At 58.7% G+C, this 26,530-nt stretch carries 16 protein-coding genes; 5 read left to right on the top strand and 11 right to left on the bottom strand.

Translation table 11 applies throughout. The features are described from left to right. Window positions 1-47: 47 nt before the first annotated feature. The 4 genes from QEH54_RS18185 to QEH54_RS18200 form a co-directional block, all read right to left on the bottom strand. Window positions 48-1,271 carry a hypothetical protein gene (locus QEH54_RS18185; RefSeq protein WP_309020130.1) on the bottom strand — a complete coding sequence of 408 codons (1,224 nt, stop codon included), beginning with the start codon at window positions 1,269-1,271 and terminating at the stop codon, window positions 48-50. Between the two features lie 2 nt (window positions 1,272-1,273). Further along, window positions 1,274-1,723, bottom strand: coding sequence for a VPDSG-CTERM sorting domain-containing protein (locus QEH54_RS18190; protein ID WP_309020131.1), 450 nt, complete (start codon window positions 1,721-1,723; stop codon window positions 1,274-1,276). Further along, the gene (locus QEH54_RS18195) at window positions 1,678-1,854 is read right to left on the bottom strand and encodes a hypothetical protein (protein ID WP_309020132.1); all 177 of its coding nucleotides are present in this window, start codon (window positions 1,852-1,854) and stop codon (window positions 1,678-1,680) included. The genes QEH54_RS18190 and QEH54_RS18195 overlap by 46 nt, the downstream gene beginning before the upstream one ends. 83 nt (window positions 1,855-1,937) lie before the next feature. Continuing rightward, a complete protein-coding gene (locus QEH54_RS18200) occupies window positions 1,938-10,817 on the bottom strand; it encodes an Ig-like domain-containing protein (protein ID WP_309020133.1) in 8,880 nt (2,959 codons plus the stop codon). A gap of 247 nt (window positions 10,818-11,064) precedes the next feature. On the opposite strand from QEH54_RS18200, the gene QEH54_RS18205 reads away from it, so the two are divergent. After that, entirely contained in the window at window positions 11,065-11,565 is a 501-nt protein-coding gene (locus QEH54_RS18205; RefSeq protein WP_309020134.1) for a hypothetical protein, read from the top strand. 49 nt (window positions 11,566-11,614) lie between these two features. On the opposite strand, the gene QEH54_RS18210 is transcribed toward QEH54_RS18205, so the two are convergent. From QEH54_RS18210 to QEH54_RS18235, 6 genes are all read right to left on the bottom strand, one after another. Next, complete coding sequence (locus QEH54_RS18210; RefSeq protein WP_309020135.1) at window positions 11,615-13,504, bottom strand: TonB-dependent receptor; 1,890 nt, start codon at window positions 13,502-13,504, stop codon at window positions 11,615-11,617. A gap of 255 nt (window positions 13,505-13,759) precedes the next feature. Beyond that, window positions 13,760-14,665: an ACP S-malonyltransferase gene (gene fabD / locus QEH54_RS18215; protein WP_309020136.1), complete on the bottom strand. Its 906-nt coding sequence runs from the start codon at window positions 14,663-14,665 to the stop codon at window positions 13,760-13,762. Window positions 14,666-14,816: 151 nt separating this feature from the next. Then, window positions 14,817-16,409, bottom strand: a complete 1,593-nt coding sequence (locus QEH54_RS18220; protein WP_309020137.1) for a sigma-54 dependent transcriptional regulator — start codon at window positions 16,407-16,409, stop codon at window positions 14,817-14,819. A 141-nt stretch (window positions 16,410-16,550) separates the two neighbouring features. After that, window positions 16,551-17,069: a M50 family metallopeptidase gene (locus tag QEH54_RS18225; RefSeq protein WP_309020138.1), complete on the bottom strand. Its 519-nt coding sequence runs from the start codon at window positions 17,067-17,069 to the stop codon at window positions 16,551-16,553. Window positions 17,070-17,129: 60 nt separating this feature from the next. Next, window positions 17,130-17,906: an alpha/beta fold hydrolase gene (locus QEH54_RS18230; RefSeq protein ID WP_309020139.1), complete on the bottom strand. Its 777-nt coding sequence runs from the start codon at window positions 17,904-17,906 to the stop codon at window positions 17,130-17,132. Window positions 17,907-17,994: 88 nt separating this feature from the next. Continuing rightward, complete coding sequence (locus tag QEH54_RS18235) at window positions 17,995-19,377, bottom strand: hypothetical protein (protein WP_309020140.1); 1,383 nt, start codon at window positions 19,375-19,377, stop codon at window positions 17,995-17,997. 336 nt (window positions 19,378-19,713) lie between these two features. Here QEH54_RS18235 and mutS point away from each other — a divergent pair, with 336 nt between their 5' ends. The 4 genes from mutS to QEH54_RS18255 all read left to right on the top strand — a co-directional run bounded on the left by mutS (window position 19,714) and on the right by QEH54_RS18255 (window position 25,536). Then, a complete protein-coding gene (gene mutS / locus QEH54_RS18240; RefSeq protein WP_309020141.1) occupies window positions 19,714-22,344 on the top strand; it encodes a DNA mismatch repair protein MutS in 2,631 nt (876 codons plus the stop codon). Window positions 22,345-22,618: 274 nt separating this feature from the next. Further along, the gene (locus QEH54_RS18245) at window positions 22,619-22,825 is read left to right on the top strand and encodes a hypothetical protein (protein WP_309020142.1); all 207 of its coding nucleotides are present in this window, start codon (window positions 22,619-22,621) and stop codon (window positions 22,823-22,825) included. Between the two features lie 261 nt (window positions 22,826-23,086). Further along, the gene (locus QEH54_RS18250) at window positions 23,087-24,247 is read left to right on the top strand and encodes a glycosyl hydrolase (RefSeq protein ID WP_309020143.1); all 1,161 of its coding nucleotides are present in this window, start codon (window positions 23,087-23,089) and stop codon (window positions 24,245-24,247) included. A 149-nt stretch (window positions 24,248-24,396) separates the two neighbouring features. Beyond that, window positions 24,397-25,536 carry a glycosyl hydrolase gene (locus tag QEH54_RS18255; protein ID WP_309020144.1) on the top strand — a complete coding sequence of 380 codons (1,140 nt, stop codon included), beginning with the start codon at window positions 24,397-24,399 and terminating at the stop codon, window positions 25,534-25,536. Between the two features lie 33 nt (window positions 25,537-25,569). On the opposite strand, the gene QEH54_RS18260 is transcribed toward QEH54_RS18255, so the two are convergent. Continuing rightward, complete coding sequence (locus QEH54_RS18260) at window positions 25,570-26,526, bottom strand: type II secretion system F family protein (RefSeq protein ID WP_309020145.1); 957 nt, start codon at window positions 26,524-26,526, stop codon at window positions 25,570-25,572. Between the last annotated feature and the right edge of the window lie 4 nt (window positions 26,527-26,530).

Consider the following 26,530-nt stretch of genomic DNA (forward strand, 5'->3'; position numbering starts at 1 on the left):
GTCGGGAGTTTGCTTATCGGAGGATCGATTCGCCCCCTGCTACGCTCCTAGCGAGCCTCTCCGTCGATGCCGAAGGCCATGCGCTCGCCAAACAGAGCAAGCAACTCTCTGCGCTCCAACAAACTAAGCTCGTCCGTGCCCTTCAGGTACGCTACCGCGGCCTGGCGATCCGTGGCCGCCCATTGCTTGACCACTCGGGAAACCGCATCCGCCCGCAGGCCGGCGTCCCACAGCGACTCCGCCCACCCCAAAGCCACCTCCGGTCGGCGCTCCGCCAAATACGGGTGGTTCACCAACGCCAGCAGACCGGCATCCAATTCCTTGGCCGGCTCCCGGGTCGCAAGCCAATCCGCCGCCTCGGCGGGATCCTGGCTCACCCACGAGGAAAGCGACTTTCGAAGGGCTTGCTCCCGCACCTCGCCCTCCGGCAATTCAGCGGCGAACTCCGCCAGCATGCCGGGGTCGGACTGGGACCAGCTCCCCAAAGCGACTTCGCTCGCCAGCTCCCGATCCGCCCTTCGCTGCAAATCCAAAGCCGCCACCAACGCTGTCTCCGGCTCCCAACGCGCCCAGGTGGAAAAGCTCTGTCGCAACATGCTCTGGCTCTGGGATCGAGAGGCGGATTCTCCTGCGAATGCCACCGCCTCCTCAAAATGGCCATTGGTTAGCAAAGCCTCGCACACGCCGCGTTCCGCCGCCTTTTCGAGATGCGTGGGAAACGTTTCATCGTCGGCAAGCTGGGAATAAACCGCCAATAAGCTCCCCGGCTGCTCGGCCGCTCCCAGCATAGCGTGCTTCAACGCGGAATCCTGTTCCGCGATATCCTGCTCCAAGGCGAAGCGAATCGCCGCTTCCGGATCGCGAGCTCCCCACCCTTCGAACGCCGCCTCCTTCAACGCCTTCCGCTCGATGCGACTCGCCGCCCGTTCCGCTAGAGCGAACGCTCGCTCGGGATCGCTAAAGGCCAGTTCACGAAACGCCTCTCGCTGGCGACTCAATTCGCGCTCGGATCGGGCCGATGGAAAAACGTTCGTCGGACGGGCTCGCTCCTCCCCTGCAGCGGCCGCTTTCGCTGGCTGCTCTGTACCGACGTCCCGAGAGCCAAGCTGCTCCCTGAGGGTTTCCGAAACCAATGGCTTCCCGCCTTCGCGCTCCAGATTGGCGGCGGTTCCGTCCGCCGTCATCCGCCCCGCCCAAAACGAAAGGAGACAGCCTCCGATGAGGAGGCTGCCGACTATCCCTGCTTTCAGTCTGCTTGCGACGGAGGACATGCCTACTCAGCTCGAGCAAACTTGCGACGAGCCGCTAAAACCATCAGAGCCGCGAAGCCAAACAAGGCGCTTGTCGACCCGGTGTCGGGGACTTGATTTACCACCACGTCTTCCTCGGAGGCATCCAAAATCTCCCAAGTCCACCCATCAAGAACCTCAGTCGTGTTCGAATCCTCAAAGGTGAATCCACCTCCAACGGACAGAAGAAACAGCCCCCCGGCGGCTCCGATGCCTTCCATTTCAGGCCCAGAGCCGATTCCGTTCCCAAGAATGTCGTCCCCATCGAGGTCAAACGAGAACGCCTCCAGCTCGGACAATCCCCAAGCGAAGGAGCCAATGATGCTGTTTCCAGAGAAAACTAGGGAGAAGCTGCTGAGCTCTTCGATCGATTCAAACGGCAGATGGCTCAGGTATCCGTCACCATTCGCATCCGTTCCCGAAAAGGAACCCAAAAGGTCGCCCCTTCCGCGAAGCCTCCTTGCGAGAAGGTGAACGTGAGGGCGTTGGCGCTGGTGGCCACGCTGGCGCCAAGGGCCAGGATCAAGGCAAGGGCACGAGCCTTCTTAAACAGTTTTGTATTCATTCGTATAACGTATTCAGTGTTTGGGTATATTCGGGGCGTTCAGAGCGAACGCCCCATTTGGTTCAGGATTTCTCTCAAGCAAACTATTCCACTTCGCTGAGCGTCCAGCGCTGGAAATCGCTGCTGGCGTCCGTCGCCCAGCCGACATTGGCGTCATCGGCAGAGCTGTCGCCGTCCACACCGAGCACGCTGCCGGTGCGAGACTGCGAGCCGATGCGGTGTCCGCCGTCGGCAAGCGTGATGATCCAGTTCTGATTTCCGTTTCCAGGATTGGCGGTGTAGGTGCCGACTTGGTTGTCGTTGTAGGTATCCAGATTCTCGGAGTTGCTCACCGCAGTGATGGTGTAGTTTCCATTTTCTAGCTTGGTCAGGGTGAAGGTCTGCTCCACGCCGCCCGTGGCGACGCCTTGCGTCACTTCGCGACCGCTATTCTGCAGCATCAAGCCGCTGCCGACGTTGGTCAGCGTGTAGGTCGCGCCCGAGATGATGCCTGTTTCCGGATCGGGCTCCGCCGGTGGAGCGACTTCGAAGATGGCGTGGAAGCTCTGCGCTTCGGCTCCCATTTCGAAGATCATTAGGCGGTCGGTGGAAACGAGGTTTCCTGATCCGTCCTCCCACTGCACGAACTGGTAGCCCGCGCTTGGCAACGCCTTTACGGTGACGGTCGCTCCTTCCGGATAGCTCGCGGTGCGAGTGACCAATCCCAAGGCCGTGTCGTTGCTGGACACCGCGACCTCGTACATCGGATCAATCCATTCGATCAGCTGGCTGACATTCGTATCCGTATCGAGAGACTCGATACCTTCGATCACCAACCTCGCCATTTCATGAGCTCCCATTTCCTGGAAGTGGACGTTGTCCGCTTTGGCTCCGATGTCGTATTCGCCCGCTTCCAGATTCATGTAGACAAACGGCCCTGCGTAGTCCGGGCCAAGCGTTTCCAGAAGCTGCTTGGCAGCGAGGTTCAGATCGATCAGAGGCACACCGATCTCGGCTGCCAGCTCGCGCGTCGCCACCGGATGCTCGTGATAAGCGTCATACATTGTGCTCGAATCAACCCAGGCATTGCGACGTACCGTCGAAACCAATACCGGATGAGCCCCGGCCGCTATCGTTTCATTCACATACAGGGTAAGGAACTCCTTGAACTCCTCTTCGTTGGTGTTTCGTTCCTCGTCCGCGGCTCGGTCGTTGATGCCAAACTGGATGAAAACGAAATCGCCTGCTTCGAGCTCCTCCACAACCGGAGTCCAGAAGCTATTGTAGAAGCTCCGAGAGCTGGTACCACCAACAGCGCGATTCTTCACTTCGACTTCGGGATCGAAGAACTGTCCGAGCACCTGTCCCCAGCCGGTCTGTGGATAGTAGCCTGGAGCGTAGTTCGCGACGGTGGAATCACCGATGGTGTAGATGGTGTGCGTCTTCGGCTCCGCCTCGCCCGGAACTTCGATCGTCCAATGCTGGCGAGCATCCCCGATGTATTCAGCTTGCACGACATTCGCTCCGTCCGCGTCGCTGAGACCCTCCGGACTGAGCACCATAGACTCGGGGCTATTTAGTACCGATATCTTGAATACACCTTCCTCCACAGGAACGATCCTCCAGAGTTGATTGCTCTTGGTGGAGTTGAACGTCCAGGTACCGATCTCGTCGCCGGGATAGTGATCCAAGCCTTCGGTGGTCCCCTTCAGAATTATGCTGTACACGTCCTCCGACACTTCATCGATCACCCATTGCTGCGAATCGAGGAACGCGTTGACGCCCTGATTCACGGCGCGGGATTCGGACTGTAGGGCCATGCCGTTGCCGACATTGACGATCTGATAGGTGCCGCCGTTCTTGAAGCCCAGTCCCGGATCGACGCGGAGCTCCACTTGGTCGATGCTGACCGGTTCGCTGTATCCGAAACGCACGGTGTGGGGTCCGGCCGCGAGATCGATCTCCAGCGGTTCGGTCGAGCCTGACTCCATCACGAAAGCGCCCACGAATTCGGAGCTTACCGGCATTTCCCAGAAGTACTGCTCGGCTGGTCCTCCGTCTATGGATACGAACGACGAGTTGCTGCTCTCGTCAATCGCCTTGTAGGTCACCCACAGGTTGTAGGCCCCATCCTCCTCCACGTTGAACTTGAACTCGACGTAGTTGCTTTCTGAGGCGCTGCCTCCTCCGGAAACCGGTGTAATCGTCCAGCGCTGATAGTCGCTGCCCGACTCCGCGCTCCAGTCGATGTCTGCTCCGGCGTCGGAGCTCTCTCCCGCTACGCCAATCGAGTAGTCGCCGCGGTTGGTGGTCTTGAAGCGATACGCGTCACCGTCCTCGATGAGCGTCCAGTTCTGGTTCGGATACCTGGAGGCGTTGGCGACCCAAGTCCCGATCGTACCGGAGGTAGCGTCGCGGCCACCGTAGGCGTCTACGTTTTCTTCGTTCTCCAAGGCGAAGATGGAATAGTTTCCGCCACCCAAATCGGTGATGACGAACTGCTGATTCCGCTCGCCAGTCGGCGTCTGCTGATAAATCGATCCACCGTACGCGCTGTCCGAGTCCGCCGCTTCCATGGCCATACCGCTACCGACGTTGGTGATAGTGTATGTCATTCCGGATACGAGTCCTTCCGGATCGGCGAATTCGATGTACTGGCCTCCGCTGGCACTGGCGTCGTCGACGACGATCACCGCTCCTTCGGAACTACCCGACTCAGCCTCCTGAATCGGCTCGCCGCCATCGGAGAAGAAAATGCCAATCGATACGGCCTCGGAGCTCCCAGTGGCGCCTTCATTGTCGGTCGCCACTGCAGATAGAGTCACTTCGCCCGCAGTCGCTCCGCTCCAATCGACGGAAAACGGCGCTTGGCTCGCTTCTCCGATCTTCACGCCATCTGCGTAAAACTCTACGAGGGAAACGGAACCATCCTCATCGGAAGCGCTCGCGCTCACAGTGATGGTCTCGCCTTCCGCGAACACGTCGCCAGAAACTGGAGACACGAGCGAAACCGTCGGGGCGAAGTTGCTTGGCTTCACGCGATCGAGCTCCAGCTCGACGAGGTCGAGGAAAAGATTCTCGCGATAGGCGAAACGTACCGTATGGGCGCCTGCCTCGAGCAAGACGATCACGGGATCCTCGCCGCGGCGGTTCTTCACGTAGTCTTCGATGTAAGTGGCGTTGCGTTCCACATCCCAAGTATGGGTCGTCGCTCCGTCACCGTCGATGGTCACGAACATGGAGTCGTGAGTTCCGTCGATGGCTTTGACCAGCGTACGGATCTTGTAGAAGCCGGCGACTTCGACGTTGAAGTTGAACTCAACCCAATCGTCGCCTCCGCCGATCGCTTCGACTGCCTTTCCACCACTGGCTTCGGCGTCTTCAACGATGACAAAGTTGCCAGAGAGCATGCCGTCTTCGGCCTCCTGCAGCAGAGCTCCGCCTTCCGGAAAGAGCACGCCCACGGCGATGGTTTCGATCTGCGAACCTTCGCCGAAGTTGTCGATTGCCCGAGCGCCTAAGGTGTAGGAACCTGGCTCGAATCCGTCGAAGTCCCAGGTGTAGGGAGCCGTATCGTCGGATCCGAGCAGACTGTTTCCTTCGAAGAAATCGACCCGCAGGATCGAACCGTCGGGATCGCTCGCGGTGGCTTCCATCGTGAAGGATTCGCCAGCGGAGAGAGTGGATCCGTTCGAGGGCGCGACGATAGACACGGTCGGCAGCTCGTTCTCCACTTCGATCGCGATCGAATAGGGATCGGAAGCTCCGCGGGCGCCGTGGTTGTCTACCGCTTCCGCCCAGACGTCGTAGATACCGCCTTCGACAATCCAAGTGAAGGCGTACGGCGGCTCGGTAGCTTCGCCGATCTTGACGCGAGTGTCGCGGGCGTAGTACTCGACGCGGTCGATCGTTCCATCGGGATCGAAAGCTTCCGCGGTGAACAGCATTTCATCGCCAAGCTTCCAACCACCGGTGGAAGCCACACCGCCACCGATCTTCACGCCTGCAGCAGGCGGAGCGACGACTTCCTCGTTGTCGAGATAGGCGATGAAGGATTGCGCTTCGCGGCCCATTTCGAAGGTGTAGATATTCGTAGTGGCGATCTCATTACTTTCGCCATCGGTCCAGCGAATGAAGCTATGCCCGTCCTCCGAAAGCGCTTTGAGCGTCACCGTCACGCCCGCAGGAAATTCCGAGCCCATGGTGATTTCGCCAGCTCCGTCTACGTTCGCTTTCAGCGAGACCGGGTACTGCGTCACCAGAGCATCCGCCAACGGCCCGATTTCCGGATCGTCTTGCTGCTCGCGAATGCCCTCGGCGATAAACTTGGCCATGTAGATGGCCCCCATTTCCTGGAAGTGAGTACCGTCGTTGTTTCCGCTTGGGAAATTCGGGTATTCACCTTCTACATACGTATTGTAGAAGAAACGGGCGTTATACTCGTAGGACAAGCCGCTGAAAAAAGCGTGCGATTTCGCATTTAGGTCAATCACGTCCACTCCTAGCTCAACGCCCACTTCCTTCATGGCGCCAGCATAGTCGTTTCCGTCTTCGGTGAAAACGTTGCGCATGGAGTCATTTCTCCACGCATTCATCACCATGGGAGTCACGAGGACCGGGATCGCTCCGAGCTCGCGCGCTTCGTTCACGTACTGAGCGATGTAGACCTTGTAGTCAGGAACTGGCGTATAGCGTTCGGCCTTGTTCCAATCGCGGTCGTTGTGTCCGAACTGCACGAATACATAGTCGCCTTCGGAAAGCTCGGCCTTCACCGACTCCCAGCGTCCTTCTTCGATGAAGCTTCGAGAGCTGCGTCCACCGATAGCGCGATTGTTGACCACGAACTCGCCGTCGTAGAGGAAGCTTTGGAGAATCTGCCCCCAACCTTTCTGTGGATACGAGCCGCTGTTGTAGGAGGCTACCGTCGAGTCGCCTACCACATAGATGCTGGTGGCTTCGCTTACCTTATCCTTGGGCGTCAGAAGCGTCACTTCCGGCACGTCGTTGGGCGTGATACCGGAGAGCACGATTTCGTCGACGTTGCCAAGGTCGTTTCCGATCGACGCGAAGCGAATGGTGTTCTGAGGTCCAGCCAGCAGCGAGACATTCAACTGGATGAAGTCGTAAGTCGACCAGCCTCCTGTCGATGGGAATACGATGGGCTGCTCGTTTCCGTTGATCGTGAGCGTGCCAGCCCGTTCGCCGGCAGCTCCGAGAGCGTAGCGAATCTTCAGCGTAATGGTTCCGCCTATACCTCCGTCGACTTCCTGGAATTCGAGAATTCCATCCGTACCCGGGAAATTGATGGCTCCGGTGCCGTTGAAACCGAGGTTGCCCGTTTCGAACGAGACGTTTTCCTGATAGGCGTTTTCCGCGTGATAGGTCTGGTCGTCCTCGCTTTGCAGACCGAGAACTGTGATTTCATCGACATTCGCCAAGTCGGCGCCGGTCGATTCGAAAAGGACTTCGTTCGACTTTCCTGCATCGAATGGGAATGCCAAATCCATAGTCTTGTATTCAGCCCAACCACCGGTTGACGGGAACTCGATATCCATGCTGCTACCATTGACCGTCAATCGGCCGATGCGTGGATCCGCCGCACCGAGAGCGTAGCGAATGCGCAAAATAGCCATGCTTCCGGAACCTCCATCGACCTTGTCAAAGAGGAGGGCTCCGCCATCGCTAGGGAAGTTCGCATAGCCGTCGCCATTGTAGCCAGGGTTGGTGGACTCGAAGAAGATCTCAGTACCCTCTGCCTCTTCGGCTTGATAGGTCGCAGCGTATCCAGCAGGGCTGACAATGAGCTCGATGGGCTGGGATTCCATAGCGGCGCCTCGGTTATCGGTAGCGACTGCAGAGAAGCTGTAGGGCCCCTGCTCTTCGCTAGACCAATCGAGGGAAAACGGAGCTTCCAGGTCCGTGCTCAGTAGCTCGCCTCCGACGTAGAAGTCCACGCTTTCCACGGTGCCCACGCCATCATCGGCCTCGACTTCGATGCGAACCGTTTCGCCCGAAGGAACATAGGAACCACTGGACGGAGAAACAATCGCCACGCTGGGCGGATTGTTTACGAGAATCTCCACTTCCTCGGAAGTGGTTTCGGCTCCCATGTCATCGGTCGCTGTAGCGGTGAGAGCGTAGAGGCCTTCGCCAACATCTTCCCAATCGAGCGAATACGGGGCCGTGATATCGGTACCGAGAAGCAGGTCTCCGGCATAGAAATCTACCGATGCGACGGATCCGCCTATATCTTGCGCGGCTACGCCTATCCCGATATCCACTCCTTCAGGGAAGCTGAATCCATTTTGTGGAGACACGATTTCGACTGCTGGCGCCTGATTGCGTACGATGCCAGCTACGGAAACTTCGTCCACCATGATGGCTCCGCCTCGGGCCTGCAAACGGACCGTGTTCGAAGGACCGATCTCGAGGGCGATTTTCACTTCGAACTCCTGCCAGTTCGACCAATCTCCGGTCGAGGGCAGTCGAACCATTTGGCGTTCCCCGTTAACGATGAGGAAACACGGATGTACGCCGGGACGCTGGGCGCTATAGCGAATGCGGAGCGTCTTTTCACCGCCGACGAGACCGCCGTCCAAGTCGCGAAATTCAATAAAGTGCCACGGACGGCTAAAGGCGAAGTATCCATCGCCTCGATACCCTTCATGCTCGCTCTCGATCGGAGTCCAGCCACGCAGGGCGGTCGATTCGTCATAGATTTCGGTATGCCCGACAGTCACCGTAACCGGCAGAGATAAGGTTTGGGCGCCGCTGTCGTCAGTCGCCACAGCTCGCAGATGGAACGAGCCGCCCATGGTCGCGTCCCAGAGCGCCGTGTAAGGATCGGTCGGATCGAGGCCGAGATACTTGTCGTTTTCGAAAAACTCGACCTCTTCGACTACGCCGTCTGGGTCGCTCGCTTCAGCTACCAGCGAAGCGACATCGCCTACTTCGAAGAAGCTGCCATCCGAGGGCGAAACGAGTTCGACCGCTGGCGACTGGTTCGAGCGGTTGTAGAAATAGTCCGGACGCTCCGGAGTCTCCATTCCATCTCCGAGATAAAATCCGGTATGAGGCGGCTGGTTGTATCCAACATTCTGCCACGCGATGGCGAGGCGATATTGACGATCATGCATCAGCGTGACCATGCGGCTACGGGCTGGGATAATGGTCGAATAAATGCGCAGCTCGGAGCTGTCCGTCGACCTCCAGATCACCTCTTCGCGCCAGTCGCCGTAGATGTCAGCAGAGAGGTTTGGCGTTGCTTTGGTGCTGTTGTTGGATGCGATGCCACTGTCGGTAAACAGCAGCTCGGAGTGACCCAGATTCCAGTTCCATTTTGTAATCTCGGTGCCGGAAAGCAGCTCGCGAAGTGGATCGGCGTCCCACCAGACGAGGAAGTTCATCGAGGGAAGTCCGTTCGTCTCGATCGCTTCACCGGTGATGGAATGCATGCCCCCGCGCGAGGCCCATGTCTCGAAGCCACGATAGCGAGGGTCCAAATCCGCCGCTACCCCGCGACCGACATCGGAGCCTTCGCCACTTACGCCGAACAGGACTTCTCCCGTCGCCGCATCATGCAGTTCGGATCCGTTGTCGCCATACGAAGACGGAGACTCGTGCGGCATCCAGATCTCAAGACCGGGACGATCCGGGTCCATGTCGGAAAGGTGCAACGCATCGCCATGACCAATAAGCGTATTGTAAAGACCAGTACCATCATCATCGATCGTCGCTGCGCCATAGACGATTTCGTCGCGACCGTCCTGGTCGACATCGCCAACCGTCAAGCTGTGGGCGCCCTGACCACGGTAGGAATCGTTCTCTGGGTTTTCCCAAGTATCGAAGACCCAGCGCTTGCTTAGCACGCCGTCGCGCCAGTCGTAAGCGGCCAGAACAGTGCGCCCTGGAGAACCGTTTCTTCCGTAGTAGTATCCACGACACATTACAAGACTAGGACGCTCGCCATCCAAGTAGGCTACCGCTCCTAAGAAGCGATCGATACGATTTCCGTATCCATCTCCCCAAATCGCTTCAATCTGGCCGGGAGTCGGGAAATAGGTGCCAGGAACGCGCTGCGGATCATAAAGTATCGAAGCCGCTTCCAGACCGGTTTCGCCGTTGTAGACGGTCAGGAACTCGGGTCCCTCGAGTATGTAACCGCTACCATTGCGACGATCCGCGCTGTGGTCAATCGGCGGACGCTCGCCAAACCACTTGTCCTCCGCGGCCACATACGCGCCGCTGGCATCCATGGACCCTTCGGCGGTACGAACCGCCACTTCCGAAATACCGTCTCCATCCAAGTCATACACCATGAACTGCGTGTAGTGGGCCCCGGAACGAATGTTTATCCCGAGGTCTATGCGCCACAGCAATTCACCGTCCAAGGTATAGGCGTCAAGCAGAGCGTTGCCAGTGTATCCACCTTGCGCATTGTCCTTCGCGTTGGTCGGATACCACTTAACGACGACTTCATAGCGCCCATCGCCAGTCAAATCCCCCACCGACAGGTCGTTCGCCGTATAGCTATAGTTCACCCCATCAGGAGTGACTCCGCCTTCCGGCACTTGCAGCGGCAAGCTCAGGTACTGGCGAACAGGAGCGTCCATGTCAATCGACGCAACCCTGCTCGCTCCCAACTCCACGCCATTCTCAACCGGCCTGATGTAATAAGAATTGGATACGCCAAAGTCGACCGATGCATCGATGTAGTCGGTCGTACCGCGAATAGGCGACGAATTGAGTTTGACCGCTGGCAGCCCGTCCGAGGAACGGTACATATTGAAACCCACGAACTCATCGTCGCTAACCAGCAATCTCCAGCTTAAGTAGGCTTCGCTCTCGCTCGCCTTCACGGCGACGAGTCCTCTATCTAAATACTCCAGCTGATGAGGCTGGGCGTATGCTTGAACAGTCAGGACAGCTAAAAACAGCGTCAAAGCAGTAGCTATCCCACGATACAGCGGGCATCTATTTGGCATAGGGGGATGGGTATAGTACGAGTGAATAAGATGAATCCCCTAATTGGGCATGAGATTCATCCTACAGAAACGTCTAGGGTGAAAAAATCGTTATGTTTAGATTCTGAATACGAGACTCCGCGTGCTGCGGCATTGGATACAGGTGAACGAATTTGAGATATTTTCCACGCTACCGGAATCAGACAGTCAAAACTTCGTAAATTCGCTAAACCTCAAAAAGTATTAGAAAGTCACCTACACCCAATCGATGAAAAGCGCGATCTGCTCACTCCTCCTAACCTTGTTTCTCGCCGCCCCCCTACTTGGGCACGACACTTACGAGATTACGCTCGAACTGAAGGAGGGCCGAAAAACGGTCCAAGCTCGACTGGAACTGGCGCGCTCTACCAGCGTGGCCGCCTGCGATCCGGCTCCGAGCCAAGGCGTCTATTTCGAACCGGCCGAATTTCCAAAATGGAAACCAAAGCTTGAAGCGGCGGCTTCCGAGTTCATCGCGATTCTTGGCGAAGAGGGATCTCTCGCGATCGAAAGCTTCGCAGTCTCGCTCAACCGCGAGGACGACATTCTGATCGATTACGCCTTCCAGGCCAACGGTCTTTCACTCGAAAAGCTTCACGCACCCATCCTCTCGCGCTTTCCACCGGAAGGATTCGGCGTTCGAGTGACCTATCGAGACAAATCCGGATACTGGTATCCGCCCTTCATGATCTTCGAGGATCGGCAAACGGTTGAGCTGCCCACTCGCTAGCTTGAGCTCGCGTCGAAACCTGATCTCTCGGACTGGGTTCGAAACTGCTCTAGAAATGACGCGTCAGCTCAACCGCGAGCGATCGGGGCTTCATCACGTGGCTATGTACGTCCGCTACTGCATCGAACTCTCCAGCGAGGCGCGACTCGTACCAGTAGCTGATGTCCGGATCCTGCGAATCAAGCAAATTGCTCAGAAGGATCTTCCATTCCCAGTTTTCGTTCCCTCCCCTCACAGTCACGTTCACGGTTTCCGATGAGCGAGACCGAATCGCTCCACTCTCCTCCAAAGGCCTGTCTCCAAAATAGCGATACTTCAAAGAAACGCGTCCCTTCTCCCCCCATCCGTAGCTGAGTCCCGCTCCAAGCTTCCTTTCCACCACGCCAGGAATATGCCGCCCCGCCGGATTCAGATCGCTAAAACGAGCGTGACTCCACGCCACATCTAGATCCGCCATAAACCCGGAACCGAGCCGAGCGAAGCTCGTCCAATCCAGCCCCCACCGCTCGCTGGGGCGCGACGCTTCCGTCTCCCCTGCGTCGCCAACGTACAGCAGCTCCGAATCCAGATCCAATCGCCAGAGACTGAGCGAGGTATTCAGGCGCTGCTCAAACCGATAGCGAAGCCCCAGCTCGGCGCCTTGAGAGGAAACCAAGGGATCCACCTTGTCGCCAACGCTGGCGGCTCGCGCGTCGTTGCTGTGAAATCCGTATCCAGCGCTCGCATACCACTCCAAGGCATCGTTCATGGTGTAGACGATATTGGTCTTGGGGCTGATCAGCCAATCCGACGCCACTCCGCTCTCCATGCCCACCCGACTGCGAGAACGATGATCCACGTTATCCAATCTCGCCCCAAGGTGCATTCTTAACTTGGGCGACCAATCGACTTTCGCCTCGTAGATCAGTCCGCTCGACACGACGCCGACCTCGTCTTCGCGAATAGTTGAAAGTCGATGACGCTCCTTGGTCTTATAAAGTCCTACTTGGTCGATGTCATCCCAGCGAAACTGCAAAGCGATGGTGTGGTTCGTCTGCTTGCCGAACAGCTCCTGATAGAAGTAGGTCTTTCCGAAGCTGGCGCCATAGACCATGCGTCGATCGGCCTGCTCGAATTGGTCGCCATTCACCGGATCTTCCAGGAAATAAGTGAAATTCGACCACAGGTTCATGTCGTAATAGATCGAATACGCGTTGGCGAAGGTCCGCACATGCCCTTGGTCCCGACGCCAGTTCGCGGACAGACTATAGCGCGTCGTTCGTCCCCCCACAGTCGGGTCCACAAACCCATAGATGGATAGGTCGCCACTGGCGATCGCTCGTTCTGGTATCTGGTCCGTCGCATCCCAGCTGGAGTCGTAGGCCATCGCGGTCACCGAGAATCGCTCGTCGTAGTTCCCCGCCGAATACCGCAGAAGTCCGCTGCGCTTGGCGAGGTTTTCATCCAAAACCCAAGGACCGTCGTTTTCCTCCAGCTCCAGACCAAAGAGCAGGTTTCCCTCGGCCGCCGGCCGAGACATGCCGCTGACCAGCCGCTGCCGGCCATATTCGCCGACGCTCGCCGAAACGAAGTCCCGCTCCAGCATGTCTTTGAACCCAATGCTGGCGGACCCGGTGGAGGAGAAATCTCCGACCATCGCATAATACGGCCCTTTGAGGTAGGAGATCATGGATACCATTTCCGGAATGACAAAATTCGTATCCGCGTATCCCTGACCATGGCCATGCGTAGGAAAATTCACCTGCATCCCGTCGACCATCGCGGCGAAATCGGTTCCGTGGTCGAGGTTGAATCCACGTAAGAAATACTGCTTGGCCTTTCCGGTCCCGCTATGCTGAGTGGCGATCATGCCGGGCACCGCCTCCAGCAAATCAGAGCCGCCCTCCGCGGTGGCCAGCGCCAGGTCGTCACCTCCAACATAGCCTTGCGAGGCGCTCATCGCGGCTCCGTGGAGTGAAGTCTCCTGTCCCTGAACTTCGAACGACGGCAAATAGACCGCGTCATGAGCCAACGACGAGGACGCGAAAACGGCAGGTGCAAGAAAAAGACGAGCGAGGGGCGACACGCCGTTCATGCAAACGAGCCCTCGCCCCAAAACAAGCGCCGACGGATTCAGACGGTAAAAAGACGCAAAAAAGCCCGTCCTCACAACGGAGCGACGAGCTTCTAACGCTGCTCTGCTACTTGCAGAAAACTAGGCCTGCAAATCCGCCCAGGTTTCAAAGCTGGCGTTGGCGTAGTCGCGATTGGTGCGCTTGACCTGACCCTTGAGCACGCCGCCCACGCCGAGTTCCCAGAACATGTCCGCGCCCGCCTTGGCCGCGTTGACGATGCAGTCCTCCCAAAGCACCGAAGAGACAACCTGCTTCACCAAAGCCTCGCGGATGGCGGCCGGATCGGAAATCACATCTCCGGTGGTGTTGGTCAAAACAGTGAGCTTGGGAGCCTTGAATTCAACACCCTCGAGAAAGGCCGCGAAGCGATCGCGGGCAGGCTGCATCAGCCGGCTGTGGTAGGCGCCAGCGACGTCGAGCTCCATCACGCGACGAAAGCCCTTTTCCTTGCCGGCTTCGACCGCGGCCACGATCTTTTCCTTCTCGCCTGAAATCACGATCTGCCCCGGGCAATTGAGGTTGGCCATCTCCACGTCCATTTCTTGGCAAAACGCAGCGACCACATCGCGCTCCACGCCGATCACCGCAGCCATGGATCCTTTGCTGGCTTCGCAGGCCTCCTGCATGAGTCGTCCGCGCTCAGCCACCACCTTCAAACCGGTTTCGAAGTCGAAAACCTCAGCGGCCGTCATGGCGGTCACTTCGCCGAGGCTAAGCCCCATGGCGATGGCCACGTCGTAGAGCTTTCCCTGGGCCTTCATGATCTGGTAGACCGCATAGCCGTGCACGAACAGGGCTGGCTGGCAGACCTTGGTTTCCGTGAGGGATTCCTGAGGGCCTTCGAAACTCAGTTCGCTTATCTTCCAGCCAAGGACCTCGTCAGCCTTGTCGTAAACGGAGCGAGCGATCTCGCTGCTCTCGTACAAGTCCTTACCCATGCCCACCTTCTGGGCGCCTTGACCGGAAAACATTAGAGCGATTTTCATAGGGGCCTAGTTGCCAACCTATTTCGCCCTGACTGACAATAAAATTCACCCTTGGCAGGAAGTCGATAAAGCGGGGAAACGAAGCTTATGGCGCCGTCTAATCCGCGCTACAAGCTTGTCTGCTACCTCCCTGTCGAGAGCTCCGCCGCAGCTAGGAGGCGTATTCGTCGAGGCGCTTCTTGAGGGTGTTTCGCGTGATGCCGAGGATCTCCGCGGCGCGGGCTTGGTTGCCTCCGGTCTCCTTGATGGCCCGCTCGATCATCTGGCGCTCGATCAGGCCGAGGATGCGCATCTCCTGACGCTCCCGCAGCTCCTTGTAGAGCCGGTCGTAGATGGCGGGCAACGAAATGGGCATGGACGGCGGCGGCACCACCGCGTTGGGCGTGATGGGCGTGGGAGCGGAGATTTCCGAGGCTGCGGCCGCTGGAGCCTCCACCGCGGCTTCGGGGGCCGGAGCAGGAGGAGCGGAAACTGGCTCTCCCTTGGCGGGAGCGACGGTTTCGGGGGTTGGCGACGGGGCGGGAGCCGACGCTGGCGCCGCCTGCTGCCCGACCGCTCGCACGATGTTTTCCGGCAAATCCTTTACCAATATGGCGTCGCCTTGGGCCACCACGGCGCTGTGGTAGACCACGTTTCCGAGCTCGCGCACATTGCCCGGCCATGGATACGCCACCAGGGTCTTCAACGCATCGTTGGAAACGCGGGTGGCCCGAGCTTTGCGCTCCTTGACCAGGTTCTGCAGCATGTAGTCCACGATGTCCGGGATGTCCTCCTTGCGCTCCTTGAGAGCCGGCACGCGGATGCGAAATACGTTGAGGCGATAGTAGAGGTCCTCGCGAAACTCCTTCTCCTCCACCATCTTCTCCAGATCCTTGTTGGTCGCGGCGATCACCCGCACGTCGACCTTGATGGTCTCGGTGCCGCCGACGCGCTGGATTTCGCCCTCCTGCAGGACGCGCAGGATCTTGGTCTGCGTGGCCAGGGCCATATCCCCGATCTCATCGAGGAAAATCGTGCCGCGATCGCACTGCTCGAAACGCCCGATGCGCTGCGTGGTGGCTCCGGTGAAACTGCCTTTCTCGTGCCCGAACAGCTCGCTTTCGATGAGATTGTCCGGGATGGCGGCGCAATTGATGGCCGTGAACGGGCCGCCGGAGCGCAGGCTGTGCTGGTAGATGCACTTGGCGATCAGCTCCTTGCCGGTGCCGCTCTCGCCCGTCACCAGCACCGTGGCGTCGCTGGCCGCCACCTGACCGATGACCTTGAACACCTCCTGCATCGCCGGGGAAGTGCCCACGATGCCTTCCTTGTAGTCCTCGTAGTTGACCTTCTTCTCGTAGTCGCTGGCGCTTTGCAGGTCCTGATTCGAGCTGATGGCCTTGGCCGCGATCTCGATGACCTTGTCCACGTCGAAGGGCTTCATCACATAGTCGTAGGCCCCGAACTTCATGGCTTCGATGGCGGTCTGGGCCGTGCCGAACGCGGTCATGAGCACGATCTGCAGGTTGGCGTTGACCGAGCGCATGTGCTGCAGGGTCTCGATGCCGGAAATCCCGCCCATGCGGATATCCATCAGCACCAGCTCCGGCTTCAGGCCGTTTTTCACCTTCTCGATGCCCTCCTCTCCACTGCCGGCGGTTTCGATCGCGTAGCCTCGACTGCCGAGAACGCGACCGAGCGAGTAACGAATCTCTTCGTCGTCATCGACGATCAAAATGGTGCTGGATCTATCTTCAGAAAGCATCGGGAGAAAAATGGAATCAAAATAAGTTACGTGGCGGCGCCGTTTCGCCTCCGAGCAGGAAGCATTCCCAGCAAAGCCCTTGCGGGTCAATGCCGATGTTAGCCGACAAATCAGTTCCGCGAACCCCTCGCTCTCCAAGAGCTATTTTCGCCACATCCGCCAGATATCCAGCGAATCGCTCAGCCAAACCTCGCCCTCAGCCCCTTGCGGCCGGTACTCGAGCGGCCAGACCGATACGATCAGGATGCGAAAATGGGAAACGAACAAGCCCAGCCATAGGATCCACCAGCCGCTGCCCACGAGGGTGTTGGTCGCTAGAGCCGCCAGCAGGCCGCAGCCCAACAAACTGGCCGCCGGTCCCGCCAAGGCCACCCAGGTCTGACGCGCCCGGCTCTCCGCCGCCCGATCGTAGCGGGTGAACCCATAGCGAAACCGTCGAGGGCTCAGCCTCAGCTCCAAGCGTCCCAACGTGAAAATCGAGCCTTCCCGGCCCGCAGCCGGCTGGCCAACCTGCAGGCTCACCTTTTGACGCGTCACCAGCAGCGCCATCACAGCATGACCAAGCTCATGCGCCACCACCGCGACCCCAAGCCCGAGCCAATAGACCAGCCCGAGCCAAGCGAATTTGACCAAGGCCCAAAGCAGCGGAGCCTCATCCATGGCGCCGTCCTCCGGCCAATGGCCTAGCCCCTGCCAGCCTAAGACAGCGGGAGCTGCCGACTACTCGGCGAATTCCTTGATGATCTCCACAAAGCGCTCTCTGCATTCGAAATGCGGGTTATGTCCGCTTTCCGCGATCACTTCAATCCCGCTCGCCGGAAAATGCCTGCGGATCAAAGGGATGTCCTCCTTGGAAAAAAACCGAGACCGGCCGCCCATCACGAAAAGGCTATCGCCGTCGTAGCGCTGCTCGTCGCTCAGACTCGTCCGCTCCAACTCCCGCAGCGAATCCTGGATCGCGTCGAGATTGATGGTCCAGCGAAACGCGTTCGTCTCTTCGTCCCGGACCAGGTTCGTCACCAGAAACTTGCGCATGGACCAGCTTTTCACGTACGGCTCCAGAGCCGCTTCCGCATCGGAGCGCGATTTCAGGGAGGACAGTTCCACCGCCCGCATGCCCTCGAATTCCGGATCGTGGGCCGTGGGATTCTTCTTCGGCACGATGTCCACCACCACCAGCTTGCGCAGCAGCCCAGGCTGCTCGCAGGCGAGCTTCATAGCCAGTTTCCCCCCCATGGAATGACCGATCAGAATCGGCCGAGCGGTCAGGCGTTTCTCGATAAACCCCGTCACGTCCTCCGCCATCGCCGCGTAGGAATGCGGCGCGGCCCACGGAGATTCGCCATGGTTTCTCAAATCCAGGCAAAACACATGAAAAGCCTCGCCCAAGGCCTGAGCGGCCGCCTGCCAGTTGCGAGACGACCCCAGCAGCCCGTGCATAATCACCAGCGGCTGCTTCCCCGCCTCGCCATATTCTCGGTAAAACAAATCGACCATCGCCCCAACACCAAGCGATTCCGCCGCATCATAACAACTCAAAAGGCAGCGTCCAACGTCCCCCTCTTCCTCCCAGCTTCCAGGCGAACTATCCCTTCCGCTTCGCGAGATTCTCTAAAATCCTAGCCCTTACCTCTTCCGGCAGCTCGTCGTGATCTTCCACATACTGCCTGACCGCCCACGCCAATCGATCCGTCATCTCCCCTTTATTCACCGCCATCGTGTACTCGCTCATGCTAAACAGAGCCTTACCTATCGAAACGGGATCCTCCAAAGCATCTACGAAGCCCACGATGCGTTCCACCGGCTCGCCATGATGAACCGCCGGGTTGAACAATCCCCAGATCGCGTACTCTTTCGTCCGCCCCGCTGGCAGCTCTCGATAGTAAGCCTCAGCCGCGTCCAAGTCCGCGATGGCCCACTGCGAGAGCGCATCCCGGGTGTGATTCGCCCGGGCTGTCTCGCTTTTCAAGGTCGAGATTCCGGCCAAAGCGAGTTGCGGATTCGCTTGCGAAAGCGTTGGCACCAATCCCTTCAGCACCTCGTCCGCTTGCTCCAGCTCCGCCACACGTCCGATCAAGGTCTCCAACTCGTCCGCGGTGCAAGCGGCCGCCCACTCCTTGGCAATCGGCACCAGAGCATTTCGTATGAGACCCGCGTCGCCACTTTCCAAAACGTATTCAAACGCCCCTTGCCCATCCACCGACGCCCAGCCTTCCAAAATCCCCGCCATCGCTTTCTGCGAAAGCTTCGAGTCCCCCAAACGCCCCAGCTCAGCGATCGGGGCCTCCGAGTCGTAACGTCCCCAATCCTTGAACAAACTCTCCACGAGAAACGCACGTCCCTCAACTTCGCTGCTCAACAAGCGCCCCAACATCGCTCTCCGTTGATCATCCGTTTCCAGTCGAGAAACCGCTTTGTCGAACAAGCGCGTGCGATTGTACTGACTATCCACCTCGAATAGAAACCGCGTCGCCTGATCGCTATCCATCTCCGCGACCGCTCCCAGCAAGGCCCCCACCGATCCCACCAGCATCATTCCCTGGTTCGAAATCTCCATCATCGCATTCCAAGCCTCACGCGGCGAACGCCGAGCCCAGCCGATAGCCGCGCTTTCCAGATACTTGATGCGATCCCGTCCGCTCAACGTTTTCGCATACGCAAACGCCGCCTCGCCATCCGCTCGTCCCCACTCCTCAAACAGCCGTGCGATCGCCTCCACCTTGCTCGGCCCGTTCTCGCGCCCCAACAACACCTGATACCGCGACTCGAAATCGCTAGACTGCGCCTCGACTCCAACCACCTCAGTCGATCGATCGCCTGATAGCTCTCCACCCGTCTCCGACGATGACGGACTAGCCTCAACCGCGCGGCGCTCTGCGGCCTCCTTCTCTTCGTTCCACAGCCAAACGCCGATCAACGAGGCGGAAACAAAACCAAACAATGCGACAGCAATCGGGGCGGATTTCATACGAGGGAGGGCTCCAGAAGAGTGAAAGGACCCGCTCTTGGTAAAAATCACCAGCGCTTTGTTCCCCACCCGGGACTCCGAGTATGAACCGAAACGCCCCATCCTCCCACATCAGCGACTCAAACCAACGTGTCGCCCCAACGAATCCCCCTCGTCGAACGAAAGCAAACGATCCCAAAAATCTGCGTAATCTGTGGGCAAACAACCTTTTCGCTCCCCCACATTCCCCGTCGTTTCAAAAAACCCTTTACCTCCCAACGCCTCCCTTCAAATTTTCTCCCTTCCCAGTCCGCCTTCCATCTATCACCTTTCATTATTCCACCCATCCCTTCTCCTATGGCTCGCGAAAAGAAGCTCACCCCCATGATGCAGCAGTACTTCGAGGTAAAAAAAGGCCTCCCTGCGAATACCTTGCTGCTCTTCCGACTGGGGGACTTCTACGAGATGTTTCACGAGGACGCCGAAGTCGGCGCCCAAGTCCTGGGCATCACCCTGACCAAGCGCAGCGACTACAAGATGGCGGGCATCCCTTTCCACGCCGCGGAGCAATACATCGGCAAAGTTCTTAAAGCGGGCATGAAGGTCGCTATCTGCGATCAGGTGGAAACGCCCAAGGCGGGCAAACTGGTCAAACGGGCCCTGACCCGTATCCTAACTCCGGGTACAACGATCGAGGACAACCAGCTCGACTCGCAGCGAAACCACTTTCTCGCCGCCCTCGAGTACGACAAGGCTGGCTTCTCCCTGGCGTGGATCGACCTCTCCACTGGCGAATTCACCATCGCTCACGATCCCAAGCCGGACGACCTGCTTCCAGTACTCGTCTCCATCGACCCGGCGGAACTGCTGCTCATCGAAGGCAGCCAGGAAAACTGGCAGAAGAACTCTCACCACAATCCGGTATACGAAGAGCTGATACATTTCGCCAACAGCCGAGCCACCAGCGAGCTGCCAGGATTCCAGTTCGATAGCGACGCCGGAGCCCAGTCGGTGATGGAAACCTTGGGCGTTATCAACCTGGAGGGCTTCGGTATCGACAAGAAACACGATGCCCTCGGCTGCGCCGGAGCCCTGCTCCACTACGCCACGGAAACCCTTTGCGCCAAGCCGGAGAACCTGTCCTCGATCCATGAATACAGCGCGAAGGAATCGCTGCTGATCGATCCCGCGACCCTGCGAAATCTCGAGATCTTCAAATCGACACGCGGCCTGCGTGAAGGCTCGCTCATCGATGCCATCAACGGCTGCAAAACCGCCGCTGGCTCCCGCAGACTGGAAAAGTGGCTCATAGCTCCGGAACGCGACATCGATGAGCTCAATCGACGACTCGACTGCGTCGACGCCCTCTACGCCAATCCCATGGCGACCACCGAACTGCAGGACAAGCTCAAGTCCGTGCGGGATATCAAACGCATCCTCTCGCGCATGCAGAACCGCCTGCGCAATCCGCGCGAGCTTGGCGGCGTGCGCGACACCCTGGCCCAAATCCCCGTACTGCGCCAGCTCATCGAAGAAGCCACCCCAGAGGGGGCGACCTCAATGGTGGCAGCCGACGTCCCGGCGGGAGCAAACGATGCAGGATCACCCCCCACCCACTCCCTTCTCGCCCTCCGCGACGCCCTCCACCCGCTGCCCGCCTTGGCGGAGCTACTGGATCGAGCTCTCAAGGAGGAGCTTCCCTCCAAGCTCGACGATGGCGGATACATCGCCAAAGGCTACGACCCCGAACTGGACCGTATGCTCTCGCTCACTACAGACAACAAAGTCTGGTTGGCGGAACTCGAGTCCAGCGAACGCGCCCGCACTGGCATCAAGAACCTGAAGGTGAAGTACAATGGCGCCTTCGGCTACTTCATCGAGGTCACCAAATCCAATCTCTCGCTTGTACCCGAAGAGTACATACGCAAGCAAACCACCGTGAACGCGGAGCGCTTCATCACCGAAGACCTCAAAGCGAAAGAAAAGGAGATCTTTCACGCCGAAGAAAATTCCAAGCGGCGCGAGGAGGAGCTTTTCCTCGGACTGATCGAGGCGGTCCTGGAGGAAAGTCACGCCCTCACCGAAACCGCCGACGCGCTGGCCGAACTTGACGTCTATTGCGGCTGGTCGGAAATCGCCCGTCGCTGGGACTACTGCCGCCCCTCGCTGCACGATTCCGATCGCATCGACATTTCCCAAGGTCGTCACCCCGTGGTCGAGCAGATGCTGCGCAAAGATTCCTCCGGCCTCGCAGGCAGTCACGCCTTCGTGCCGAACAACATAGACATCAGCGCATCCGAAAATCAAATACACCTCATCACCGGCCCCAACATGGCGGGCAAGTCCACCTTCATTCGCCAGGTCGCCCTCATCACCCTCATGGCCCAGATCGGCTGCTTCGTGCCAGCCGCTGAAGCTAACATCGGTCTGGTGGACCGCATCTTCTCCCGCGTCGGCGCCAGCGACGACCTCGCTCGAGGAAACTCCACCTTCATGGTGGAGATGAACGAGACCGCCAACATCCTCAACAACGCCACCGAGCGCAGTCTGATCATTCTCGACGAGATCGGACGCGGCACCTCCACCTACGACGGGCTCTCCATCGCTTGGTCGGTCATCGAGCACCTGCACCGCGACCCCGATAGCGGACCCAAAACCCTTTTCGCCACCCACTACCAAGAGCTCACCCAGCTCGACAAGCATCTCGATCGTCTGGAAAACTACAGCGTGGCGGTCAAGGAGTGGAACGACGAGATCGTCTTCGTGCGCCAGGTGGTCAAAGGGGCCGCCGATCGCAGCTACGGCATCCAAGTGGCCCGCCTGGCTGGATTGCCCGCTCCCGTCATCGATCGGGCCAAGGAAATACTGGAAAAACTGGAATCCGAGGACGCCACCGTCACCGTGTCCGCTCCCGCCAAAGCCCCGGTCGCCAAACCGCGCAAGAAGATCAAGGTCGCCAAGGACGAGAACCAACTCGGCCTCTTCTAGCTGGTGGAGCGGGACCTCCGGGCACGCTCCCTCCTTCCTCCCCTCCAGAAAAGCTCCCGTTGCCCAGCGGATCAGTTTTCCTTCAACCGACTTGCGATATGCGCATAGGAATTGAATTAGACCACCTAAACGTATAACATCCATAAATTAGCCAAACTAATCCGTTTCCGCCATGCGAAGTTTCGCGCAGGAAGCCTCCGACGCTACCGCTTCGCCTCCAGCGAGCGACCGCCTCGTTTTCCGTCCGATCGAAAACACCCAACTCCATACTCCTATGCTGAAGGAAAGAACTCTGGAGATCCCCTGTAAGATCATGAATCAGGATGTGAGATTGTCCCTCGCGTGCTACGAAGACGAAAACACTTCCTTTCATAGCCCCAGCATGCTCAGCAGCTGCGACTGCTCCCGCCAGTGCGGCGTGAAGACCGAAAGCTGTCTGCGCTGGGAACGCTGCGCCTTCTACGGCGCCACCTTCGAGTAGCCGTACCTCAGTCCGGTTCGCCACGAGGCGACACCTTGTCAAGAGTCCCTTCGCCAACCACGAGACGACTCCCTGCAAGGTGTTGCCTCGTCGCTTTTTCAGCCCCTTCCCAAGCCCTCCGTATCCGGCCCGCGCGCGCCATCCGAGTTTCCTCATTTTTCGTACGGAAACTCTAATTCTAGGGTCTGCTAAGATCCCTTGCGATCGAGCTCCTTCGTTCCAAACGCCCGTAAACACTTCGACCACTCCCAATCAAACGACATGACACCCCTGCTCTCGCGCCTGACCGCGCTGCTCGCGATTTCCCTCGGCGCTTCGTGCCTCGCCAACGATTCCGCTATGACAGACGCTCATTCCCCAATCAGTTCTGCAGATTCAACGATTTCCCCAGAAACGGAAGCCCTCCTGCGGAACCTCCACCGCATCGGCTGGGATCCTGATAAAATCATGTTCGGGCAGGAGTTTCCGCTGAGCTATTCGCGCAGCATGACCGGCATCACCGATGCCACCACTTCCGATGTCAAAGACGTGGTGGGCGACCATCCAGGCGTGCATGGCTCGGACTTCCATTTCCTGATCGACAAGGATCCCCACGAACGCGTGGCCCACAAAATCGCCGCCAAAGCAGCCTACGATGCCGGAGCCCTCGTGACCTTCGACTACCACTGGCTGGGCAAGTACGGCGGCACCCACGAGTGGCACAAAAGAGACGCCGAAATCCTCTACAACGTCGTGCGCGACGACGATTCCGCGGGCGACGTCACCTGGTTCTACCACAGCCTCGATCAGGTGCTGAAGGTGGTGAACGAAGACCTGCAGTTCCCCATCGTTTTCCGTCCTTTCCACGAAATGAACGGCAAGTGGTTCTGGTGGGGCAGCAAGCTCAAAGGCGGACCGGAAACCTACAAGCAAGCCTACCGGATTCTCGTCGACTACCTGTCGGAGAGAACTGAATACATGCTGTTTTCCTGGTCGCCCGACAAGGCCCTCGCCCTCGACTGCTACCCCGGCGACGACTACGTGGACATCATCGGCCTCGATGGCTACGGCCAAGGAAACGAACACGTGCCCTGGTACACCGTGGAGCAGATGGTCGACCTGCTGGAACAGATGACCGATTTCGCCGCCGAGCGCGGAAAGGTGGTCGCCCTGACGGAAACTGGCTACGACACCCAGGGCGACATCGCCTATCATACCGAACAGCCGGACTGGTGGACGCGCAGCGTGCTCGAGCCGATCCTGGCTAGCGAAAAAGCCCGTCGCATCGCCTGGGTCCTCACCTGGATCAACTCCGACTGGTCCGGTCCCTACGCCCCTACCGCCAACTCCCCCCAAGCGTCCCAAGAAGCCTTCCGAGCCTTCCATGCCCACCCGGTCACCCTCTTCCAAAACGAAGTCGCCCAAGAAAACCTCTACCGCTAGCGCCCCGCCCACGCGCAGAACTCGCGCAACTCTTCCTTGCAACGTTGCAAAAAAGAGTTCGCAACACTGGGACTCATCGTCGCCCGCGCCGGGAGCGGGGGCGTCTCGTCGTTTGCAAATTTCTCATTCGTTTCCAAGCTTACGTTTCGATGCTTCGTTTTCCTACCCTCCTGATCCCGTTCGCGGCGCTTTTCTTCGCAGCCTGCTCCCAATCGGAACGCTCCGATGATTCTCGGGCGACCCCGCCCAGACCCGTCGACCCTACGCTCAGCGAGGAGACGCGCGCCTTGTTTCGCAACCTCCACCGCATCGGCTGGGACCCGGACAAGATCATTTTCGGGCAGGAGTTTCCACTCACCTTCAACCGTGCCCAGTCCTTCAATACAGACATCGAGCAGTCCGACTGCAAGGACCTCGTAGGCGACCATCCCGGCGTGCATGGCTCGGACTTTCACTTCCTGATGCCGCACAACGTAGCGGAAAAGCCCTACCATATCGCCGCGGTGAAAAAGGCGTATCGCGAAGGGGCGATCATCACTTTCGACTTTCACTGGAGCGGCAAATACGGCGGCGACTACCACTACACCGAACGCGACGGAGAACTGCTCTACAATGTCACGCGCGGCGACGATTCAGAGGGCGACGTCACCTGGTTCTACCAAACGCTCGATCAGGTGCTGGCCATGATCAACCACGACATCGGCGTGCCGATCGTATTTCGCCCTTTTCATGAGATGAACGGAGACTGGTTCTGGTGGGGCCGCAATCTCAAGGGTGGGCCGGAGACCTATCGTCGCGCCTACCAGCTTCTGGTCGACTACATTCGGGACCGCAGCGAGCTCGTCCTCTTTTGCTGGTCGCCGGACAAGGGCTTGGCTGCGGAGTACTATCCAGGAAATGAATACGTCGATATCATCGGCATGGACATCTACGACACCGGCTCTGTGGAATGGGCCAGCGTCGAGCAGATGGTGGGCTGGCTGGAGGACGCGGTCGACTTCGCGCTCGAAAACGGCAAGGTCGCCGCGTTCACCGAAACCGGAAATCGCGTGGACTATCCAGAGGGGAAACCCGATTGGTGGATGCGGCAAACATTGGAGCCCATCCTTGCCAGCGAAAAGGCCCGCCACATCGCCTGGATGCTCACTTGGATAAACGCGCCCTGGTCCAAGGCTTACGTGCCAGCAAGCGATTCGCCGCACGAAGCCAAGGAATCGTTTCGAAGCTTCTACGAACACCCCGTCACCCTCTTTCAATCCGAAGTCGCCGCGGAGCTCGTCTATCAGTAGTCGCTTCCCCTCGCCCGGACCCCGAAGCTCGATCTACACCGACATGTCCAGAAGGCTCTGATAGTAGGCGCTGAAAAACTGGATCACGTGATAGCCGACGTAGGCGAATATGGCGGCTACGAAAAGCTTCGGATAAATCGCGATCGCCAAGCCGAGACGACGCTTCGCGTCCTGAAAAAAGCGCTGCCCCGCAGCGTCCAGATTTCGATCCAGCTGACCGGTCATCTCTCCGCTTCGATAGAGTTCCAACAAGGCGTTTTCGGACTTGCCCGAGAACTTTCGTATGCCTTCGCTGGCGGGCGCTCCCGATCGGATCGCCTCCAACGCCGACTGGCCCAGCCTAGCAACATGCGGGTGGTCCGCCGCGAGCGTCGCGGACTCCCACGCCCGCTCGGCGCTCACTCCGGAAGCGAGCGACTGACCCAACACTTCGCACAAGGTGCCCAAGGCCCACTTCTTGCGAAAGCCCGCAAACAAGGGCGCCAGCCGAGCCAGCGCGCGCAAAAGAGAGGGAGCGTAGCGGGCCAAGCTCAGCAAAAAAAGAAACCCGAGCCAAAACGGAACGATCACCATTCCAGCGGAAACGAGGAAGCGAAGATCGTCTCCATCCACCAAATACGGGAGCGAGAAAACGACCGCTGCCAAATGGAGCAAAATCGCCGGATAAACCAAGGTCATCCAAATCTTGCGCTTGATTTTGGCCCGATCCACTCGCGACTTGGCCAAGCGCCGCAATACCCGCGGCAAATTGCCGGAGGATTCCGCGGCTTGCAGCATGGCGAACTCCGACACACGGATACGCAGGCCGCTTTCGTCGATGGCGCGAGTGAGCAGTTTCCCGGAGCGCAGAGCCTTGGTGATTCGCGCATTCACTCCGCCCGGCAAATCGCTGGCCAAGGTAAGGGCATTCGCGTAGTTCAGGCCGGTTTCAAGCCCTTGGGCGACCTGCTCGAACCAGTCCGCCATTCTCATGTCGGAGACACGAGCCATGCGA

Source organism: Pelagicoccus sp. SDUM812003 (assembly GCF_031127815.1).
Lineage (GTDB): Bacteria > Verrucomicrobiota > Verrucomicrobiia > Opitutales > Opitutaceae > Pelagicoccus.

Coding starts and splice junctions, on each gene's coding strand:
- QEH54_RS18235 (WP_309020140.1), bottom strand. CDS start 19,377: ATGAAATCCGCCCCGATTGCTGTCGCATTGTTTGGTTTTGTTTCCGCC.
- QEH54_RS18245 (WP_309020142.1), top strand. CDS start 22,619: ATGCTGAAGGAAAGAACTCTGGAGATCCCCTGTAAGATCATGAATCAG.
- QEH54_RS18230 (WP_309020139.1), bottom strand. CDS start 17,906: ATGGTCGATTTGTTTTACCGAGAATATGGCGAGGCGGGGAAGCAGCCG.
- QEH54_RS18260 (WP_309020145.1), bottom strand. CDS start 26,526: ATGGCTCGTGTCTCCGACATGAGAATGGCGGACTGGTTCGAGCAGGTC.
- fabD (WP_309020136.1), bottom strand. CDS start 14,665: ATGAAAATCGCTCTAATGTTTTCCGGTCAAGGCGCCCAGAAGGTGGGC.
- QEH54_RS18200 (WP_309020133.1), bottom strand. CDS start 10,817: ATGCCAAATAGATGCCCGCTGTATCGTGGGATAGCTACTGCTTTGACG.
- QEH54_RS18220 (WP_309020137.1), bottom strand. CDS start 16,409: ATGCTTTCTGAAGATAGATCCAGCACCATTTTGATCGTCGATGACGAC.
- QEH54_RS18255 (WP_309020144.1), top strand. CDS start 24,397: ATGCTTCGTTTTCCTACCCTCCTGATCCCGTTCGCGGCGCTTTTCTTC.
- QEH54_RS18250 (WP_309020143.1), top strand. CDS start 23,087: ATGACACCCCTGCTCTCGCGCCTGACCGCGCTGCTCGCGATTTCCCTC.
- mutS (WP_309020141.1), top strand. CDS start 19,714: ATGGCTCGCGAAAAGAAGCTCACCCCCATGATGCAGCAGTACTTCGAG.
- QEH54_RS18195 (WP_309020132.1), bottom strand. CDS start 1,854: ATGAATACAAAACTGTTTAAGAAGGCTCGTGCCCTTGCCTTGATCCTG.
- QEH54_RS18185 (WP_309020130.1), bottom strand. CDS start 1,271: ATGTCCTCCGTCGCAAGCAGACTGAAAGCAGGGATAGTCGGCAGCCTC.
- QEH54_RS18205 (WP_309020134.1), top strand. CDS start 11,065: ATGAAAAGCGCGATCTGCTCACTCCTCCTAACCTTGTTTCTCGCCGCC.
- QEH54_RS18225 (WP_309020138.1), bottom strand. CDS start 17,069: ATGGATGAGGCTCCGCTGCTTTGGGCCTTGGTCAAATTCGCTTGGCTC.
- QEH54_RS18210 (WP_309020135.1), bottom strand. CDS start 13,504: ATGAGCGCCTCGCAAGGCTATGTTGGAGGTGACGACCTGGCGCTGGCC.